This is a genomic window from Blautia sp. HCN-1074 (assembly GCF_037890165.1).
Classification (GTDB): domain Bacteria; phylum Bacillota; class Clostridia; order Lachnospirales; family Lachnospiraceae; genus Blautia_A.
This window is the reverse complement of record NZ_JBBKBP010000008.1, coordinates 23,778-40,958: the sequence shown is the minus strand read 5'-3', so window position 1 is coordinate 40,958 and position 17,181 is coordinate 23,778. Positions and strand designations below refer to the sequence as shown.

The 17,181-nt window shown below is 41.9% G+C and carries 20 protein-coding genes; 4 read left to right on the top strand and 16 right to left on the bottom strand.

Going from position 1 to position 17,181, the window contains the following annotated elements; translation table 11 throughout:
- Window positions 1–78: 78 nt before the first annotated feature.
- From WKT11_RS08850 to WKT11_RS08825, 6 genes are all read right to left on the bottom strand, one after another.
- On the bottom strand, window positions 79–771 hold the full coding sequence (locus WKT11_RS08850) for a response regulator transcription factor (RefSeq protein ID WP_117676207.1): 693 nt from the start codon (window positions 769–771) through the stop codon (window positions 79–81).
- Between the two features lie 10 nt (window positions 772–781).
- Entirely contained in the window at window positions 782–1,612 is an 831-nt protein-coding gene (locus WKT11_RS08845) for a helix-hairpin-helix domain-containing protein (protein WP_242986780.1), read from the bottom strand.
- A gap of 96 nt (window positions 1,613–1,708) precedes the next feature.
- Window positions 1,709–2,143, bottom strand: coding sequence for a DMT family transporter (locus tag WKT11_RS08840; RefSeq protein ID WP_117676208.1), 435 nt, complete (start codon window positions 2,141–2,143; stop codon window positions 1,709–1,711).
- 114 nt (window positions 2,144–2,257) lie between these two features.
- Window positions 2,258–2,572 carry a hypothetical protein gene (locus WKT11_RS08835; RefSeq protein WP_242986781.1) on the bottom strand — a complete coding sequence of 105 codons (315 nt, stop codon included), beginning with the start codon at window positions 2,570–2,572 and terminating at the stop codon, window positions 2,258–2,260.
- 6 nt (window positions 2,573–2,578) lie between these two features.
- Window positions 2,579–4,630: a hypothetical protein gene (locus WKT11_RS08830; protein ID WP_117676209.1), complete on the bottom strand. Its 2,052-nt coding sequence runs from the start codon at window positions 4,628–4,630 to the stop codon at window positions 2,579–2,581.
- Between the two features lie 28 nt (window positions 4,631–4,658).
- A complete protein-coding gene (locus WKT11_RS08825; RefSeq protein ID WP_207724602.1) occupies window positions 4,659–5,015 on the bottom strand; it encodes a response regulator in 357 nt (118 codons plus the stop codon).
- 194 nt (window positions 5,016–5,209) lie between these two features.
- Here WKT11_RS08825 and WKT11_RS08820 point away from each other — a divergent pair, with 194 nt between their 5' ends.
- Window positions 5,210–5,926, top strand: a complete 717-nt coding sequence (locus WKT11_RS08820) for a LytR/AlgR family response regulator transcription factor (RefSeq protein WP_117676211.1) — start codon at window positions 5,210–5,212, stop codon at window positions 5,924–5,926.
- A 1-nt stretch (window position 5,927) separates the two neighbouring features.
- Complete coding sequence (locus WKT11_RS08815) at window positions 5,928–7,247, top strand: sensor histidine kinase (RefSeq protein ID WP_117676212.1); 1,320 nt, start codon at window positions 5,928–5,930, stop codon at window positions 7,245–7,247.
- A gap of 102 nt (window positions 7,248–7,349) precedes the next feature.
- Here the strand turns inward: WKT11_RS08815 and WKT11_RS08810 are convergent, their stop codons facing one another.
- From WKT11_RS08810 to WKT11_RS08800, 3 genes are all read right to left on the bottom strand, one after another.
- Complete coding sequence (locus WKT11_RS08810; protein WP_242986782.1) at window positions 7,350–7,937, bottom strand: DUF234 domain-containing protein; 588 nt, start codon at window positions 7,935–7,937, stop codon at window positions 7,350–7,352.
- A complete protein-coding gene (locus WKT11_RS08805) occupies window positions 7,934–8,581 on the bottom strand; it encodes an AAA family ATPase (RefSeq protein ID WP_242986783.1) in 648 nt (215 codons plus the stop codon). The genes WKT11_RS08810 and WKT11_RS08805 overlap by 4 nt, the downstream gene beginning before the upstream one ends.
- A 177-nt stretch (window positions 8,582–8,758) precedes the next feature.
- Window positions 8,759–9,718 (bottom strand): RNA-guided endonuclease InsQ/TnpB family protein, encoded by a 960-nt coding sequence (locus tag WKT11_RS08800; RefSeq protein ID WP_243104297.1) that lies wholly within the window; start codon window positions 9,716–9,718, stop codon window positions 8,759–8,761.
- Between the two features lie 214 nt (window positions 9,719–9,932).
- On the opposite strand from WKT11_RS08800, the gene WKT11_RS08795 reads away from it, so the two are divergent.
- The gene (locus WKT11_RS08795; RefSeq protein ID WP_117676213.1) at window positions 9,933–10,952 is read left to right on the top strand and encodes an SPFH domain-containing protein; all 1,020 of its coding nucleotides are present in this window, start codon (window positions 9,933–9,935) and stop codon (window positions 10,950–10,952) included.
- Window positions 10,952–11,158, top strand: coding sequence for a TA system antitoxin ParD family protein (locus WKT11_RS08790; RefSeq protein ID WP_026649632.1), 207 nt, complete (start codon window positions 10,952–10,954; stop codon window positions 11,156–11,158). Before WKT11_RS08795 ends, WKT11_RS08790 begins: the two co-directional genes overlap by 1 nt.
- A 78-nt stretch (window positions 11,159–11,236) precedes the next feature.
- Here the strand turns inward: WKT11_RS08790 and WKT11_RS08785 are convergent, their stop codons facing one another.
- From WKT11_RS08785 to argJ, 7 genes are all read right to left on the bottom strand, one after another.
- A complete protein-coding gene (locus WKT11_RS08785) occupies window positions 11,237–12,091 on the bottom strand; it encodes an alpha/beta hydrolase (RefSeq protein ID WP_117676214.1) in 855 nt (284 codons plus the stop codon).
- Window positions 12,092–12,204: 113 nt separating this feature from the next.
- A complete protein-coding gene (locus WKT11_RS19995) occupies window positions 12,205–12,528 on the bottom strand; it encodes a DUF6783 domain-containing protein (RefSeq protein WP_243009973.1) in 324 nt (107 codons plus the stop codon).
- Between the two features lie 6 nt (window positions 12,529–12,534).
- On the bottom strand, window positions 12,535–12,762 hold the full coding sequence (locus WKT11_RS08770; protein WP_117676215.1) for a hypothetical protein: 228 nt from the start codon (window positions 12,760–12,762) through the stop codon (window positions 12,535–12,537).
- 202 nt (window positions 12,763–12,964) lie between these two features.
- Window positions 12,965–13,219, bottom strand: coding sequence for a transposase (locus tag WKT11_RS08765; RefSeq protein ID WP_278308765.1), 255 nt, complete (start codon window positions 13,217–13,219; stop codon window positions 12,965–12,967).
- Between the two features lie 527 nt (window positions 13,220–13,746).
- Complete coding sequence (locus WKT11_RS08760) at window positions 13,747–14,937, bottom strand: aspartate aminotransferase family protein (protein ID WP_117846271.1); 1,191 nt, start codon at window positions 14,935–14,937, stop codon at window positions 13,747–13,749.
- The gene (argB, locus tag WKT11_RS08755; RefSeq protein ID WP_019160702.1) at window positions 14,924–15,820 is read right to left on the bottom strand and encodes an acetylglutamate kinase; all 897 of its coding nucleotides are present in this window, start codon (window positions 15,818–15,820) and stop codon (window positions 14,924–14,926) included. The genes WKT11_RS08760 and argB overlap by 14 nt, the downstream gene beginning before the upstream one ends.
- A 116-nt stretch (window positions 15,821–15,936) precedes the next feature.
- Window positions 15,937–17,160, bottom strand: a complete 1,224-nt coding sequence (gene argJ, locus WKT11_RS08750; protein WP_117677462.1) for a bifunctional glutamate N-acetyltransferase/amino-acid acetyltransferase ArgJ — start codon at window positions 17,158–17,160, stop codon at window positions 15,937–15,939.
- Between the last annotated feature and the right edge of the window lie 21 nt (window positions 17,161–17,181).

The window sequence follows — 17,181 nt, the reverse complement described above, 5'->3', positions numbered from 1 at the left end:
AATTTCATCTTTAAAATTTTTCCTTGTCAATCGGATATTTGCAATTGAAGAAAGGAACTTACTTGATTCGGTTAAATCTTATTGTGCCTGGAAATAATATCCCACGCCCCATTTGGTGTGCACGTATTTCGGCTCACTCGGATTGGTTTCAATCTTCTCGCGGAGGCGGCGGATATGTACATCCACTGTACGCACATCACCCGGATATTCGTATCCCCATACAATATTCAGCAGGTTCTCACGGCTGTAAACTTTATTCGGGTTAAACACGAGAAGTTCCAGTACGTCGAATTCCTTCGCTGTCAGATTGATCTCTCTGCCTGCGATAAACACACGTCTTCCTTCGCAGTCCATACGAAGATCGCCCACCTCGATACTCTTGGCTTTTTCCTTCTCCTCATGGTCACTTCCTGCACGTCGCATGATTGCTTTGATACGCGCTTTCACCTCCAGGATGTTAAATGGCTTGGTGATATAATCATCAGCGCCATATTCCAGGCCAAGAATCTTGTCCATATCTTCGCCCTTAGCTGTCAGCATCACGATTGGTACGTTGGAAAATTCGCGAATCTGCTGACACACTTCCAGTCCGTCCATCTTTGGCAGCATCAGATCCAGAAGGATAATATCGTATTTTTTATCTTTTGCTTTCTCTACTGCTTCTTCTCCATCGTAAGCGCAGTCCACTTCCATACCATCCTGCTCAAGACTGAAACGGATTCCTTTTACAATCAGCTTCTCATCATCTACTACCAAAACTTTCCTGCTCATTCGGTTCTCCTTATCCTACTACTATCTCATCTTTTATCTTTGCAAAAGTACCTTCTTTGATACCCTGTACATTCATAATATCTTCTATCGCAGCAAACGGCCCGTTCTCCTGCCGGTAGGCAATAATCGCCTGCGCACGTGTCGCACCGATTCCTGTCAGTGTGGTAAGCTGGGTTACATCTGCTGTATTTATGTTGATCCTGTTATCCTGCTGAGCCTGAGCGGCTATCCCTGTGTTCTGTCCTGTCCCGGCACTTCCGTTCATCTGTCCATCTGATGCTCCGGCCATCTCTGCCGGATCCAACCCCTGCTGCTCCATCTCTTCCTGTGTAAGAATATAAAGCTGCTGTCCGTCTGTCAGAACTCCTGCACGGTTTACACAATTCTGCACTGCCTTAGGAAGATATCCTCCGGCTGCCTCAATAGCCTGAAACACCCGGCTTCCGGCTGCCAGCTGAAAGACTCCCGGATTTGCAACTGCTCCGCACACATCTACATAGATCATCTCAGGCTGTGTTTCCCCAGTTGAATTTATCTCCGTCCCATTACCCGCATCTGAACCACCTGATTCTGCCTGTTTTTTCCGGGACTCTGCAGAACTGCCATCATCATTCTGTCGGTCTTCTGTATCAGCTTTCTTCTCAGCTGTATCTTTCTTCGACTTCTGTCCTGATGTTTTCTCTTCCGATGACTCCGCATCCACCTCTGCCTTTGCTTCCTGCAATCCATCTATCAGAAACTGTGCCTCTCTGCTCTTACATCCTGTCAGTCCTGTAAGAAACAAAGTTCCACATAATATCAGTGTCACAGTATAACAACATCTGTTTTTTATTTTTATCATAAGGGTCCTCCTCTTATTTCTCAGAGTAAGAGTCCCCCTGTCCATAATGCCACCCTTATTGTAACGAAATCTTAATGATTTTACAATAGTAAACTCTTATTTTTGCCACTTAAATATAACAATTCCGGAAATCGCGATCAGCAATCCTAGGATTTTGCGCCATTCAAAGGGTTCTTTATCTACCCCAAACAGCCCGGCCAATTCAATTACATAGGCAACTGCCAGCTGAGAAATAACAATCAGCATTGCTGCCTTTGCCGGTCCAAGAGCTCCCATGCTCTGGATTACTGTAATTGTAATAAACGCTCCGATCACACCACCAAGGAGTGTATATTTATTGTCCACCTGCCAGAGTGCAGCCACACTTTCCCGGCCTGTAAAAAGCCAGGCAAAAACACAGACTGCAAAAGCCGACAGCTGCACCCAGCCGGTTGATACCCAGAGACTGGTCTGCTTTGTCACCTCCGTGTTAAAAACACCCTGAATACTCATCAGCGCCCCTGAAATCAATGCCACTATAAATCCCCACATAAATCTGCCCTCCTGGATAATATGATCATTCTGCTTACTCCGGTAATCATTCCTGTACCGAAAAGAGGCACCGCCTTTTAGCAGTACCTCTTGTTTTCTTTAGTATTAGTCTATTCAGTTACGAAAAAAACATACAGTAAATTTCTTCATTGCGGAGTATGGACTGTAAACTCTGGATTTATCCTTGGAGGTCTTATTCCAGGAACGTACTGTCACATACCAGGTGTCTTTCTTTACGTTTGTAAAGGTTACAGTTACAGTATTTTTGCCTTCTGTACGTTTCACGTATTTCTTAACAGGATATTTCTCTCCTGCGGAGGTTTTGTATTTGTTTCCAAGCAGGATTTCATAACCTGTGGCATTTTTGCATTTTGTGTAAATGTCTAACTCATCACTAAAGTAACGAGAATGCGACGCGCAGTTATTCAAATCTGATCAGGCACCCAGAACAGCGGACATCTTAATTTCTTTTTCCGTTTCACTGAGGTCAAAATCGCCGCCATCTTCCACAGTCATGTGTACCTCATACAGTACATCTTCTGTCAGCGTATCCGGTGTTTCACCATCTTCTGTCTGGATATGCCATTTTTCTGTCGGAACTTCCTTCAAGGTACCATCTGTACCATATGCATACAGCTTCAAAGAACCTGTTTCCCCTGAGATTCCTTTCATACGTATTGCAACGGTCGTATTCGGATGTACATTTTCAACTGTGATCGTGTTCAGCCATCCTTCCACATCTCCCTGACCACCGTCTGCTGCAAATTTTTCCTGGCTTAACACATTGCGCATTGCCTGATCCAGATCCACCTTGCGGTAAGGCATTTCCGGCAGATATACAAACCTATCCTGAAGTCTCAGCAGTTCCAGATAACCGGTCGGACAATAGAGCGCATTTCCGCTGTTTCCCGCATACATACCGATAGCCATATTGTTGTATCCCGGTTTGTCAGAAATATCCATGGTAAATGCAGTCTCGCCTGTCTCAAAATCAAGCATGATATACTGCCACATACCAGTTTCCATATCCTGAACATATCCGTAAATATATCCTGTTGCAGTGGACAGCTTCATCATGGAAGTGTCAGACAGATCACTTCTGCACCAGATACTCTTCATCTCATATCCGTCCTCCGTCTTAACTGTATCCACACGTTCTATACCCGGCGCAATCATTTTATTGCCCTGTCTCAGCCAGCCCACATCATAAATATTCTCATAGCTTTGTATTGAGGAATCATTATCTGCTTCTCCAAGCTTCGCACTTCCTGCACCAAACCAGTTACATACGATCGTGCTTACTGTTCCCTCTCCATCATCATATACAATTGCAGAATTTTCCACAGACACCTGTGTACCTTCCGGAAGTTCATCTATAACAGGCATACTCGCAACCTGTTCTCCTGTTTTCATATCCACCGCAATAAGATTTACCGGATCCTGATTGTCTGTAAACATAACCAGATCTTTGGTCAGAGACGGGGAACATCCACCTCCCCATGCAAGACCGCCACCTGTCGTCTCGTCGCCTTCTTTGCTTTCCTTGGCACCCACACTTTTATAGGAAGTTTCCCAGACTTTTTTCACACCATTATCCGCCTGGAGCAGATAACACTTCAGATTTGTCAGAATGACCGCACCCTCCTTAGATGCCGCAATACCATTCTCTGCACCCTCTCCCGGTTCCAGTTCATATACAAATACTGCATCTGACAGATCCACATCTTCTCCATTCAGGATCTTATCGATAGCTGCACGTGAAACATAGCCAAAGGTTCCCTGCTGTTTTCTGTCGGGATAAATGCGGAAGCCTCCTGTTGCAAACCAGAGATTTCCCTCATAATCAAAAACTACAGATAACAGATTCTGATCCAGTGTTTTTCCAAGCGCTGCCTCTGCTGCCGCTTTAATGTCGATATCCAGAACCTTCTCAAATTCCGGAAGTACATTTCCCTCCTCATCTGTAGCCTTAAGCATAAGTACCCGATTATCGTTCGTCGGACACACAATGCGATTGCTCTCATCTACAAAAGAATATGAACTCTGTATCAGATAGCTTCCATTGTCATGCTGTTTTGGTGAAAAATAGCCCAGGGTCTGTGCCTCATCTGCATTAATATCACGGATCGCCAGGCCACCCAGAAGCGGAACCACAGAATGTCCATAGGAATCAAAAAAGACTGCCGGGGAAGCATTGGGATTAACTTTTTCATAAGAAACATTGATCTCAGAATAAATATCAACAGGCAATACCTCATCTGTTGAATCTGTATTATAGCAGTCATGATGAATGTTAGAATCACTGGCTGCCATATAAGGATTCACATCCATAGCCTTCGGTGTAAGTGCCTTGACCGGAAGTTCTGATGCCTGACCAGCACTTTCTTCTGTCTGTGTTTCCTCTGCATATACCGTATTTACTGCCGGTTCAGATGCTATAGCTGTTATAAAAGCGATCATTGCAAGAATTAAAGCTCTTTTCTTCATATTATTTTTTCCTCCTGAGTGTTTTTTGTTATATTACTTTTCTTCGTTCAAACCAGACGGAAAGTCCTTCTTTTATTTTCTGCTCTTCCACAGGCTTCATAAAAAAATATTCTATCCGCATCCTGAACGCATGAAGCGAAAAATCAAGATCACTGCACCAGATGATCCCACATTTCGGATACAGGGAACGGAGATGTTCTGCCGCATTCAGCCCGGACACCCCTGGCAATGCAAGAAACACCACTGCCGGTACTGTTTTTCGTGTCCTCTCAAAAAATTGTTCCTGATCCTGATAGATTTCAATCAATGGAAAAACTTTCTTTTCTGTACAGTAATTCCTGATATATTCCGCACAGTTCTGTCCTTCCTGTTCCTGATCAGTCAATATGGCAATACAATACACGACATCCCTCCTCTTCCATTTGCTGTACTCCCATTTGTTATCCTCATTATAAAAAAGTCATAAATTTTTTCAATAATTCTGTCACGAAACGGCAGAAAATGACACGAATTGCAACTCCGTGGTGTTATTTTGTGATATACTTATAGTAGATTTTATAAATATAAGGAAGATTTACTATGAGAATTGCAATTGTTGATGATATTTCAGAAGAACGGACACTGCTTCACAACAGACTGGAATCTCAGTTTTCCAGGCGCAATGTCCATACAGATATATTGGAATATGAAAATGGAGAAGCTTTCCTCACTGCAGCGAAGGAATGTCCTTTCACTGTAGTGTTTCTGGATATTTATATGAATGGTTCTAACGGAATTGATACAGCAAAAGAACTTCGCAGATCAGACACTGACTGTCTGCTGATCTTTACAACAAGTTCCACTGACCATGCTTTAGAGGGATTTCAGGTCCGGGCTCTGCACTATCTTGTAAAGCCCTACAGTGAAAATGATATTTCCGCACTGGCAGATGAAATCCTTTCCCGCATCCCGGATTCCGGGAAATACATAGATGTAAAGGTAAACGGCAGTAATATTCAGATTCCCTTCCGGAAAATAATCTACGCAGAGCATTTTTCCCATATGATCCACATCCACACTGCCGGTGAAAGGGAACTGGTCACCCGTCAGTCCTTTGACTCCTTCATAACCTCCCTGAAAATGGACTCACGTTTCTATCAGTGTAACCGGGGCGTTGTGATCAATCTGGAACATGCCGTTGATTTTGACGGAACAGGCTTTCGCCTTGATAACGGAAGTAATATCCCGGTAAGCAGGAAGCTTCTCAAAAACGCCAGACAGACATTTATGGAATTTCTGTTCCAAAGGAGGTCCTGAAATGACTGACATACTTCGCCCTGTACTTGAACTTTCCGTAATCATTCCCGGTATACTGCTGGCATATCTGCCTGTAAAGAGCTATCTGAGACAGACACCGCTTAAGCTGACAGCATGGCTTCTTCCTCTTCTTCTGGGAATCTGTATTTTGGGAGGAGCGGTTTGCTGTGCCCTGCAAATTCCCACCAGATGGTTCCTGTTTCCTCTGCTGCCTGTGATTATGCTCATTTATCACAAAACACTGAAAATCTCTGTCTGGAAATCTGTCAGTATTTTTCTTGCAGTCTTCGCAGTTTTTACATGTGTCAAAAGTTTGTCCCGGGCAGTTAATGCACTTATGACCGCAGACCTGCATATTACAGAAAATGAACTGTGGTTTCACACCGGTGCCGGGATTTTCTATAACGTGATCTGTCTGCTTTTTGTTCTGGCAGCCTGGTATCCTGCCCGCCACTGTGTACAGACAATGATCACAGACGAGAACTTTGCCCAGACCTGGTACGTATTCTGGATTCTTCCGGTAATCTTCATCGGAGTGAATCTTTTTATGATTCCTAAATACCGCGGTACTTTATATACCGGACGGGTCCTGCAGTGCTATATTGTTTTAAGTCTTGTACTGCTCATAATCCTGCTTCTGTTTTATGTCATGTTTCTTATGATGGCAGTCAGTCTGAACAAAAATGCCAGACTTCAGCAGGAGAACCATTTTCTTACTCTTCAGCAGGAAAGATACGAGAATCTCTGCATGGCTATTGAAGAAGCCAGACAGGCGCGTCACGATATCCGGCATCACTTTGTGCAGTTATCCTCTCTGGCAGAACAGGGTGACATGGAAAAGATCAAAAAATATCTCTCCGCTGCAACCGGAAAAATCTCTGACTATAACCTGCATTTCTGTGAAAATCAGGCTGTTGACAGTGTTTTCGGATATTATTCCACCCTTGCAGAAAGAGAAAACATTCCTTTTCATGCACTGGTTTCTCTGCCTGCTGATCTTTCCATAGATGAGATTAATCTGTGCCTTGTGTTTTCCAATCTGCTGGAAAATGCCATCCAGGCAAGTGCGAAAACAGAGCCTGCCCGCAGAAAGATTAATGTGGAAGTTTACCCCCATCATAATCATCTCCTTCTGATTCATGTGGAGAACACCTTCGATGGCAAAATACAGCAAAAAAACAATATTTTCCAATCCTCCAAACGCTCAGGAAACGGCATAGGAATCGAATCCGTCCGCCACATTACCGACAAAAACGGCGGTGCATGCAGTTTCACCTATGAAAACGGGATTTTCTCTGCAAAAATTATGCTGAGTATTTGATTTTATTATCTTTACTCAGCACTACTTTGCATTTTTTTCTGCTCCGACAGCAGATGACCTGTATTTACTTATACTATCCATACGGGCACTGGAATCAGCCTTTTATTTATACAATTCCCTTAATTCAATCAATATACGGTTTGTTCCTTCTTCACAGGTAAATCCTGATCTTGAAAAAAATCCATATCGATAACATTCCAGTCCGGTTTGTTTTACCTGACGGATTTCATTTTGGACAATACTCTCTGTTATAGGTTCTTTTCTGATCAGATATTGTTTGCAAATCCTCTCAAAGCACTTTGGTATATATTTTGTTTCAAAATCATCTGCAATATATCTATCATAAAAAATATCCGGATCCATAATATTCATTCGCGACATATTTCTGAAAATATATTTATAATAGAACAAAGACAGATTATCTGAAATAAAATATCCCGATTTTTTTCTGTTGTTTTCATCGTTAATCGGAGCTTCTTTTGCAACAACATCCATGCGCATCAGCTTATCAAGAATATCTACTAACGCAGGTCCGCTTGAGACATTCGACTGGTCAAGGATATCTTTATATCTGCTAAATCCTTTTGCAAGTGCTTCAAAGACTTCATTTGCATTTGTAATTTTTGAAATTTCTGAGTTCAGGTACATAGATACCTCATTTTCCAGACGTGCCCCGGATGAAGCAATCAATTCAATGATATTCTCCCGTACACTTTTTTTGCATCAATCAGCCGGTTATAATACGGAATTCCACCAAACACACTATACAATCTTACTTTATCTTCTTCTGAAAACCCAGAATAAAACATTGCTGATTCATAATAGTCCATTGGCTTCAGATTAATCGTAAGATCAATTCTTCTATATAGCGGATTTTGTTTTTCCAAAAGAGCTTTCATCGTATCCACATAAGAACCACAGACAATAAGTTTCATATTAGAAGTATCTTTGTAATGATCTATGACAGATTGCAAAACGCTGTCAAGTCCCTTTGAATTTTCCCTTAAATATGGATATTCATCCAAAACAAAAATCATCGGTTCTTTTTCTGATTTTTTAAACAAAAATCGCAACAGAGCTTCCATATTTTCAAATGCAGGTTTGGGAAAGTCAAATATTTCGCCTATAAGTTCAGCTAAACTTTCTACATTATTCTGTTCTGTAGTTTGTTTACATTCATAATAAATGCTTTTTATATCTGTTTCTTTTAGTACCTGCTTAATAAGTTCACTTTTTCCAATTCGCCGTCTGCCATAAATCAGAGAAATCATTTGACCGTCTGAGCGGAACATGGTACACAATTTTTTTCTCTCAGTTTCTCTCCCATAAAACATATGCAGCCTCCGTTACTGAAAACTTATAAAAAGTTATAAACTTCTATGTTCCATTCCTACTTCAACGAGTATGCTTTTGATGATATAAATATCAATCTACTCACAAGTTCCTGTACTCTCCATAGGCGTAAATTCCAGACTAACGTATCCGTACATATTTGCATTAACATTTCAGTGTCAGCCTGCAAATTTTTCTCCATAAGTCTTGAGATTTATAGATGCCTGGAAATCCCTGTCAATCATATTCCCACACGCACATCTATAAACTCTGTCAGATAACTTCAGATCTTTTTTGATGTTTCCACAACAGCTGCAAAGCTTTGAGGATGGATAAAACCGATCGACCACAATAAGCTGGTTCCCTTTATCGCTGCACCTATATTCAAGCTGTTTTCTAAACCCAAAAAATTCCTGTGCCTGAACTGCTTTGGATAAATGTCTGTTTTTCATTATTCCGCTGACATTCAGATCTTCAATACATATAAATCTTGGTTTTCGATTTACGATCTCCGATATGGTCTGATTTAAATAATTTTTACGGATGTTTGTTAATCTGTGATTTCGTTTTAATAAAAGTTTTTCCTTTCTGATTACATTATTTGTTTTACAGTAACTTTCCCCTTTCTTATTTTTCTCGTAAGAACGAGAGATACTACGCTGTAATCTGCGTTTCTGTTTTTCTAATTTCTTTACTTTCCGACTCTTATTGATGTTCTTATACTTAGTCCCATCAGAGCAGACAGCCAGATCTTTGATTCCCAGGTCTATGCCGACTCCGTCATCATTAAGTGTTTCCCTGCAGTCAGGAAATTCTACACATACGCTGATCCACCAGTTCAATCCGTCAAAAGATATTCTCGGGTTCATATATTTAGCATTTGTCGGAATACGTCCATGTTCTGCAAGTCTTACCCAATTCATTTTTTTATTTGCTTTCCTGCCGGAAGAAAAGCCTTCAAATTTAACGTGTGTATTACTGAAGCGTATCTTAACGTTGTCCTGATAGAACTTCGGCATTGATCTCTTTTTTGACTTGAATCCTGGGAACTTTTGCAAACCCCTGAAAAAGTTCTTATAAGCAGTACAGGCATCTTTAATTGCCTGTTTGGTTACATTATTTGAGATATTCACCCTCATCTCTCATTACTCCAGAACGTGTTAGCTCAATTATAACTGAGAATTACGAATTTTTATACTGAAATTTTCCTCTACACATTAAATGTTCTTCTTTATCACATCCAATATTCTTCAGCATTGACATTTTGATATCAAAATGATATCATTTGTACATCAACCAGTTCATACATATTTTTATGGTAAAGCAATGCATATACCAGTCAGGAGGTTTATTATGCAGGAAAAAGTTTTAAGCAGTAAGAAGAATGGTATGGCAATGATGATTCTCTTCATTTTGTTGTATGCGGCAGCAACAGCACTTGCTATAATCGGTTCCATCTTTCATTGTATTCCAATGGCTGCGGTCGGATTCATCTGGTTATCTTTGGGATGGATTCCATTTCTTGGATTAAAGGTACTAAAGCCTCAGGAAGCTCTGGTTCTTACCTTGTTTGGTAATTATGTGGGCACACTGAAGGATGACGGCTTTTATTGGGTAAATCCTTTTTGTACAGCAGTGAATCCGGCAGCTAAGACGAAATTAAATCAGAGCGGCGATGTAGATGGCGGTAATGCTGCCAAATCAGTTTTGACATTAGCTGCGGCAGGCACCAGCGGATCTTCCAATAGCTCTTATGTGAGTAAAAAGATTTCCCTGAAGATCATGACTCTGAACAATAACCGTCAGAAGATCAATGACTGTCTGGGTAATCCTGTAGAAATCGGAATTGCGGTTATATGGCGTGTGACAGATACTGCAAAGGCTGTTTTTAATGTCGATAACTATAAGGAATATCTTTCCCTGCAGTGTGATAGTGCTCTTCGCAATATTGTAAGGATTTATCCTTATGATGTAGCTCCGAATGTGGATACAACAGGGGATGGTGTTGCAGATGAGGGCAGCCTGCGTGGTTCCAGCGAAATTGTAGCCGGACGTATCCGGGATGAGATTCAGCAGAAGGTTGCGGAGGCTGGTCTTGAGATTATTGAGGCACGCATCACCTATCTGGCTTATGCTCCTGAGATTGCAGCTGTTATGCTGCAGAGACAGCAGGCTTCTGCTATTATTGATGCGAGAAAGATGATCGTAGATGGTGCTGTTGGCATGGTTGAAATGGCACTGGAACGATTGAACGAGAACAATGTGGTTGAGCTTGATGAGGAGCGGAAAGCGGCCATGGTTTCTAATCTTCTCGTTGTACTGTGTGGCAATCACGATGCCCAGCCGGTGGTTAATTCCGGCAGTCTGTACTAATGGCTGATACCAGACCAAAGAAACAGATTCCGCTCAGGCTTTCTGCAAAGCTTTATGATCAGATTGCCGCCTGGGCAGAAGATGATTTCCGCTCCGTCAACGGCCAGATCGAGTATCTGCTTACTGAATGCGTCCGGCAGCGTAAGAAAAACGGGAAATATGTTTCCGACACTATGGATGAGCCGCCGGAACTGGATATTGAGTGAATTTTCATATCTCAGCTGATATGTAAAAAAAGATAAACAGGGAGTGCTATTCTTGCACTCCCTCTCGTCTGTACCACCTTATTCCCACTGTGCTTTCATTATTTCTTTCGCTTCAAATGTATGTTTCATCCAATCCCCGGCAAGCTGTACCCAGGTTTCACATTCTGCCTGGATGCCGTAGCCATTGGGGCAGGAGGTTTCAGCGGTTGCAAGGCCCAAGCCGTGACCTCCTACGGGATAGATATGTAATTCTGCCGGAATGTCCAGCGCATGAAGAGCCTGGAAAAACAGCAGGGAATTCTCTACCGGAACGGTGTCATCCGGGGCAGTGTGCCACATGAACGTCGGTGGAGTATCTTTGGTTACATTGAATTCCAGTGACAAGAATCTGAGTTTCTCTTCATCTGCATAGTCTTCTCCAAGAACGCTCTCAAAAGAACCCTGATGTGCTTTTTCTCCGGAAGTAATTACCGGATAACTGAGCATAAGTCCATTAGGGCAGAATTTTTCAGCATCCATTTCCAGAGCTTCCGCCACAAACGGTTTGTTCCAGAAAACACCAAGGCTTGCTGCCAGATGTCCACCGGCGGAAGAACCCTGGACAACAATTTTCTCAGTATCAATATTCCATTTATCTGCATTCTCACGAAGCATTGCAACTGCTGTAGCCAACTGCAGAAGTGCCTCCGGGAAACGTGCCGGTGCAACGCTGTAACGAAGAATTGCTGCATGATACCCCATTGCCATAAACTTAACAGCCAGTGCTTCTGCCTCTCTGTCCGATGTCATTGCATATCCGCCACCTGGACAGATCAATACAACCGGCCTCTTTCTCTCTGGGTCTATCTCCGGAGAATTATCCAGAAAATAGGTAAATAAGTTTGCTGTGAACTCAGAGTCTTTTAAATGGATTTCTATTTTTTCATGTATCATCGATGTAACCTCCAAACCTAAAATATAACATGATATACCCAGTATAATCGGGATACATACAAATATCAATTTTTATTCAGCCTCATCCGAGTCAATCGTAACCGAATAAAAAATTATAGATTTACGATTTTCTTTATTCTTATATTCTCCCTAAAGTGTGTTTGAAAAATGCTTTTCGCAAGATGTGCGTCACAATTTGTGGGAGATTTTGTCCGGATGAGGGCGTCGTAGCGGGCTACGGCAACCGAATTCAGACAAAATATACCGCAATGTGCACGCAGATACTCAATTGTGTAGTCATCATCGCAGGTCTTATCTTCTTTCAGAATATCAATGGCGCCAAATCTATTATCTACAGTGAAAAACAATACTTCATAGTGTCTGTATAATGTTACCAATGTATAACGTAACCCTACAAAATCAATCTGCCAAGCCAAAAAGGATTATGTTCCTATTATTCTTTTTTTCTCTATCTGGACAGCTCTTATTAATAGAATACCAATTATAAATAACTCCCCCCATATAAAGAGAATAACTATTTTACTTCTTACAATTTTAATAGTTCCAGATAAATCCAACGGTTCATAAATATAAACTTTAATGTTTTCCGTAGAATAATCCCTGAAATCCTTCGGAATATTGACATGATAATGCTCCATATTATTACCCATTTAGTTTTAGGACTATCAAAAATCTTCATCTATCATCATCCTGTCAATATATCGTCCATGTGACATGCTCTCGCCACTTAAATCTTACAGATTTTGAAGTGGGAGCTTCCTGCTCAATTGCCCTTCAGGGCAAAGCTAAAACAGGCTATCCCCGCGTGTCCCGCGGTTCTTTTTTATCCGGTTACGGATCTTTTCTGTGCTATTATGCACATTTTTTATATATTCTTTTTCCTTCTTTCAGAATATTGACCGCCGCATTCACATCCCGGTCCATCCGGTTTCCACATTCACATAGGTATATCCGTTCTGATAATGCCAGCTCTTTCTTCTTATGTCCGCATACGCTGCATATCTTACTGGATGCAAAATATCTGTCTACTTTTATCAGATATTTTCCACGTTCTTCCAGCTTATATCCAAGCATGGAAAGGAACTGACCGTATCCGTTATCCTGTATCCCTGTTCTTTATTTGGATAGATTCTTATTTTTACTGCCCGGTTTATCTTTCTCACCCTGACTCTCTATATACTGATGGATTGTTTCAACAGGTGCTATATTTCAAAGATTTCTTTTGTTCTCTCTTACATCTTATTGTCCAGCATCTTTCTGCCATATTTCATAACCAGAATCAAACAAAAACACTGAATGAGAATTATTATCTAAACTCATTATGTACACTCACTTATTGCTTATTTCGACCGTCCAAATTTCAAGAGCATATTGTTCTTTTTTCTATTATAATATATTTATTGTATCAGAACAAGTGTTTTTACGCTTTTTTATGAATTTGAGCAGACATGCTCGAATGTGCAATTCATCCCATCACCTATAGAGGTGAGGAAATTCTTGCTACGGTTGTTAAACTTGTTCCCAAAACAACAACTAAAATTCATCCATATATTCCTGTATTGTATATCAATTATATCTTCTGTAAAAAAGAAGGCCATTGCAAAACGCAACAGCCTTAGAGCGTGTTTGAAAAATTATTCCATACACTCATCCAGAATTGAAGCCATCTTATCGATATGTTCTTTTGTGATCACAAGCGGAGGTACGATTCTCAGTACATCACTGCCTGCGGAGATCACCAGCAGTCCTTTTGCCAGCGCAGCCTTTACAACTTCACCTACAGGGCGGCCCTGGATCACGATTCCCTGCATGAAGCCCATGCCTCGTCTTGTTGCAGCGCATTCATGTTTCGCAACAATTTCATCCAGTTTATGTTCCAGATATGGAGTCATTTCCTGTACATGTTCAATGATCTTATCATTCTCATAAATCTCAAATACCTTGCTGACTGCAGCACATACAAACGGGTTTCCTCCGTAAGTAGTACCATGATCTCCAGGCTCCAGAGAAGCTTTGGCAGCTTTCTCACTTAATACAAATGCGCCAACCGGCACACCGCAGCCAAGAGCCTTGGCACTTGTCATAATATCCGGCTGTACACCATATGCCTGCCATGCAAAATAATAACCGGTTCTTCCCATACCACACTGAATCTCATCAAAGATCAGCATAATATCCTTCTCATCACAGATCTGGCGCAGACCTTCCAGAAATTCTCTCTTCGCCGGGTAGATACCGCCCTCACCCTGAACAACCTCAGTAATAATTGCACAGGTCTTATCTGTGATCTGAGCTTTTACACTCTCCAGATCATTGAAATCTGCAAACTTCACACCACCCATCAGCGGCTCAAACGGCTCTCTGTAATGAGCAGTTCCTGTTACAGAAAGAGCACCGATACTTCTTCCATGGAAGGAATGGTTCATTGCAATGATCTCATGGTCTGCATGTCCGTCACGTACATATGCATATTTCTTAGCAGCTTTTAAAGCACCTTCGATTGCTTCCGTACCACTGTTGGTAAAGAATGCCTTGCTCATTTTGCTTGCCTTTACCAGCTTCGCACCTGCCTCGATAATCGGTTCATTATAATATAAATTGGAAATATGCATCAGCTTATCAATCTGATCTTTTAATGCTTCGTCATATCCCGGATAATGATATCCCAGAGAATTTACAGCGATACCTGCTGCAAAATCCAGATATTCCTTTCCCTCGGAATCATATAAATAACATCCCTGTCCTTTTTCAAAAACAACAGGAAAACGATTATAAGTGTGAAGGATATTCTCTTCTGATTCCTTCATCTGTTCATTCATGTTCATTATAATATTTCTCCCCGTCTTCTCTTAAGATTGCAGTACCAATACCTTTGTTTGTAAAGATTTCCAGCAGTAAACTGTGAGGAATTCTTCCGTCAAGGATATGTACTCTTTTAACACCTTCTTCAATGGCATCAATACAGTTTTTCAGCTTCGGAATCATACCTCCGCCTACATAACCGTCACTGATAAGTTTCTCAGCCTCATCTACATGAAGCTCAGAGATCAGACTGGAGGGATCATCTTTATCCTTATAAACGCCTTCAATGTCAGAAAGAAATGCCAGTTTCTCGGCATGAACAGCCTCTGCAATGGCACACGCCGCATCATCTGCATTAATATTATAAGTAGCAAAATTATCATCATAGCCTACCGGGAAAATGATCGGCAGGAAATCTTTCTCCAGAAGATCTTCCAGGATCTTCGGCTCAACCTTTGTAACCTCGCCTACAAATCCAATGTCTCCGCCCTCTGTCTGTTTCTTGCGGCATTTCAGCAGACCACCATCTTTACCGCTGATACCTACAGCATTTACGCCGAGAGATTCCACCATGGCAACCAGTTCCTTATTCACCTTCGCAAGAACCATCTCTGCGATCTCCATAGTATCTTTATCTGTTACACGAAGACCATTGATAAATTTCGGCTCCATACCAACCTTGCCAACCCAGCGGCTGATTTCCTTACCACCACCATGAACAATAATCGGTTTAAAACCAACCAGCTTCAGAAGAACAACGTCCTTGATAACATTCTTCTTCAGCTCATCATCCAGCATGGCACTTCCGCCGTACTTTACAACCACAATCTTACGATTAAATCTCTGAATATAAGGAAGCGCCTCGATCAGCACCTCCGCCTTGTCCAAATATTTCTGATTAACCATTATTCTCTCCTTTTTCCAGTCAATGTCTGTTCTTCATCCACTGCTTATTGCTTTTCGCAATTAAAGCAGGAGACTTACCTGATTCGGTTAAAATCATCCTTATTCACAGGATTTTGTTATGAACGATAATCTGCATTGATTTTTATATAATCATAGGTCAGGTCACAGCCCCATGCAGTTGCTGTAGCATCACCCATCTTCACATCAGCAATTGCTGTGACAGCTTCCTCAGAAAGAATCTTCGTTGCCTCTTCTTCACTGTAATCCACAGCCACACCATTCTCGATAATCTGAATCTTACCAGCCTTACTCTCAAAGAACAGATCCACCTTCTCAGGATCAAACTTCGCACCGGAATATCCCATAGCACACAGGATTCTTCCCCAGTTTGCATCATGTCCGTAGATAGCAGCCTTTGTCAGAGAAGAAGTAACAACAGACTTACTCAGTGTAACCGCCTGTTCCTTAGACTCTGCACCAATGATCTTGACCTCAAACAGTGCAGTCGCACCCTCTCCATCACCTGCAATCTTCTTCGCCAGAGTAGTATTAATATAATTCAGCGCAGCCTTGAAGGTCTGGTAATCCTCACCCTTCTCTGTGATCTCCGGATTCTCAGCCAGACCATTGGCCAGAAGAAGCACTGTATCATTAGTAGAAGTATCTCCATCAACAGAAACCATATTGTAGGTATCCTTAACATCCTCACTTAATGCCTCCTGCAGCATCTTCTTGGAAATCTTCGCATCCGTAGTCACAAAACCAAGCATGGTGCACATATTCGGATGAATCATACCCGAGCCCTTACACATACCACCAATCGTAACAGTTTTACCACCAATCTCAACCTGAACAGCAACTTCCTTCTTCCTAGTATCAGTAGTCATAATCGCCTTCGCAGCCTCAGTACCTGCCTCCAGAGAACCATCCAGCTTCGGAGCCATCATCTTCACACCATTCTTAATACGGTCAATCGGAACCTGCATACCAATAACACCGGTAGAAGCAACCAGCACACTGTCCGCAGCCACATTCAAAACCTCCGCAGCCGCAACCGCAGTCTCCTTACAATAACCATACCCTTCTGCACCAGTACATGCATTGGCAATACCACTGTTACAGATCACCACCTGCGCAGACGGATGATTATAAACAATATCCTGATCCCATTTAACAGGCGCAGCCTTCACCACATTGGTAGTAAAAGTCCCCGCAGCCACACAAGGCACCTCACTATAAACCATAGCCATATCCGTTCTGCCCTTATACTTAATCTCAGCCGCAGCAGCCGCTGCCTGAAATCCCTTAGCCGCCGTAACGCCGCCCTCTATAATCTTCATGATTCCATCATCCTTTCTAAC

What these genes read in the sequence shown, in the direction of transcription:
- WKT11_RS08805 (WP_242986783.1), bottom strand. Translation starts at nt 8,581, where the DNA reads ATGTTTTATGGGAGAGAAACTGAGAGAAAAAAATTGTGTACCATGTTC.
- WKT11_RS08795 (WP_117676213.1), top strand. Translation starts at nt 9,933, where the DNA reads ATGCAGGAAAAAGTTTTAAGCAGTAAGAAGAATGGTATGGCAATGATG.
- WKT11_RS08840 (WP_117676208.1), bottom strand. Translation starts at nt 2,143, where the DNA reads ATGTGGGGATTTATAGTGGCATTGATTTCAGGGGCGCTGATGAGTATT.
- WKT11_RS08785 (WP_117676214.1), bottom strand. Translation starts at nt 12,091, where the DNA reads ATGATACATGAAAAAATAGAAATCCATTTAAAAGACTCTGAGTTCACA.
- WKT11_RS08830 (WP_117676209.1), bottom strand. Translation starts at nt 4,630, where the DNA reads ATGAAGAAAAGAGCTTTAATTCTTGCAATGATCGCTTTTATAACAGCT.
- WKT11_RS08845 (WP_242986780.1), bottom strand. Translation starts at nt 1,612, where the DNA reads ATGATAAAAATAAAAAACAGATGTTGTTATACTGTGACACTGATATTA.
- WKT11_RS08820 (WP_117676211.1), top strand. Translation starts at nt 5,210, where the DNA reads ATGAGAATTGCAATTGTTGATGATATTTCAGAAGAACGGACACTGCTT.
- argB (WP_019160702.1), bottom strand. Translation starts at nt 15,820, where the DNA reads ATGGTTAATCAGAAATATTTGGACAAGGCGGAGGTGCTGATCGAGGCG.
- WKT11_RS08790 (WP_026649632.1), top strand. Translation starts at nt 10,952, where the DNA reads ATGGCTGATACCAGACCAAAGAAACAGATTCCGCTCAGGCTTTCTGCA.
- WKT11_RS08850 (WP_117676207.1), bottom strand. Translation starts at nt 771, where the DNA reads ATGAGCAGGAAAGTTTTGGTAGTAGATGATGAGAAGCTGATTGTAAAA.
- WKT11_RS08815 (WP_117676212.1), top strand. Translation starts at nt 5,928, where the DNA reads ATGACTGACATACTTCGCCCTGTACTTGAACTTTCCGTAATCATTCCC.
- WKT11_RS08770 (WP_117676215.1), bottom strand. Translation starts at nt 12,762, where the DNA reads ATGGGTAATAATATGGAGCATTATCATGTCAATATTCCGAAGGATTTC.
- WKT11_RS08760 (WP_117846271.1), bottom strand. Translation starts at nt 14,937, where the DNA reads ATGAACATGAATGAACAGATGAAGGAATCAGAAGAGAATATCCTTCAC.
- argJ (WP_117677462.1), bottom strand. Translation starts at nt 17,160, where the DNA reads ATGAAGATTATAGAGGGCGGCGTTACGGCGGCTAAGGGATTTCAGGCA.
- WKT11_RS08800 (WP_243104297.1), bottom strand. Translation starts at nt 9,718, where the DNA reads ATGAGGGTGAATATCTCAAATAATGTAACCAAACAGGCAATTAAAGAT.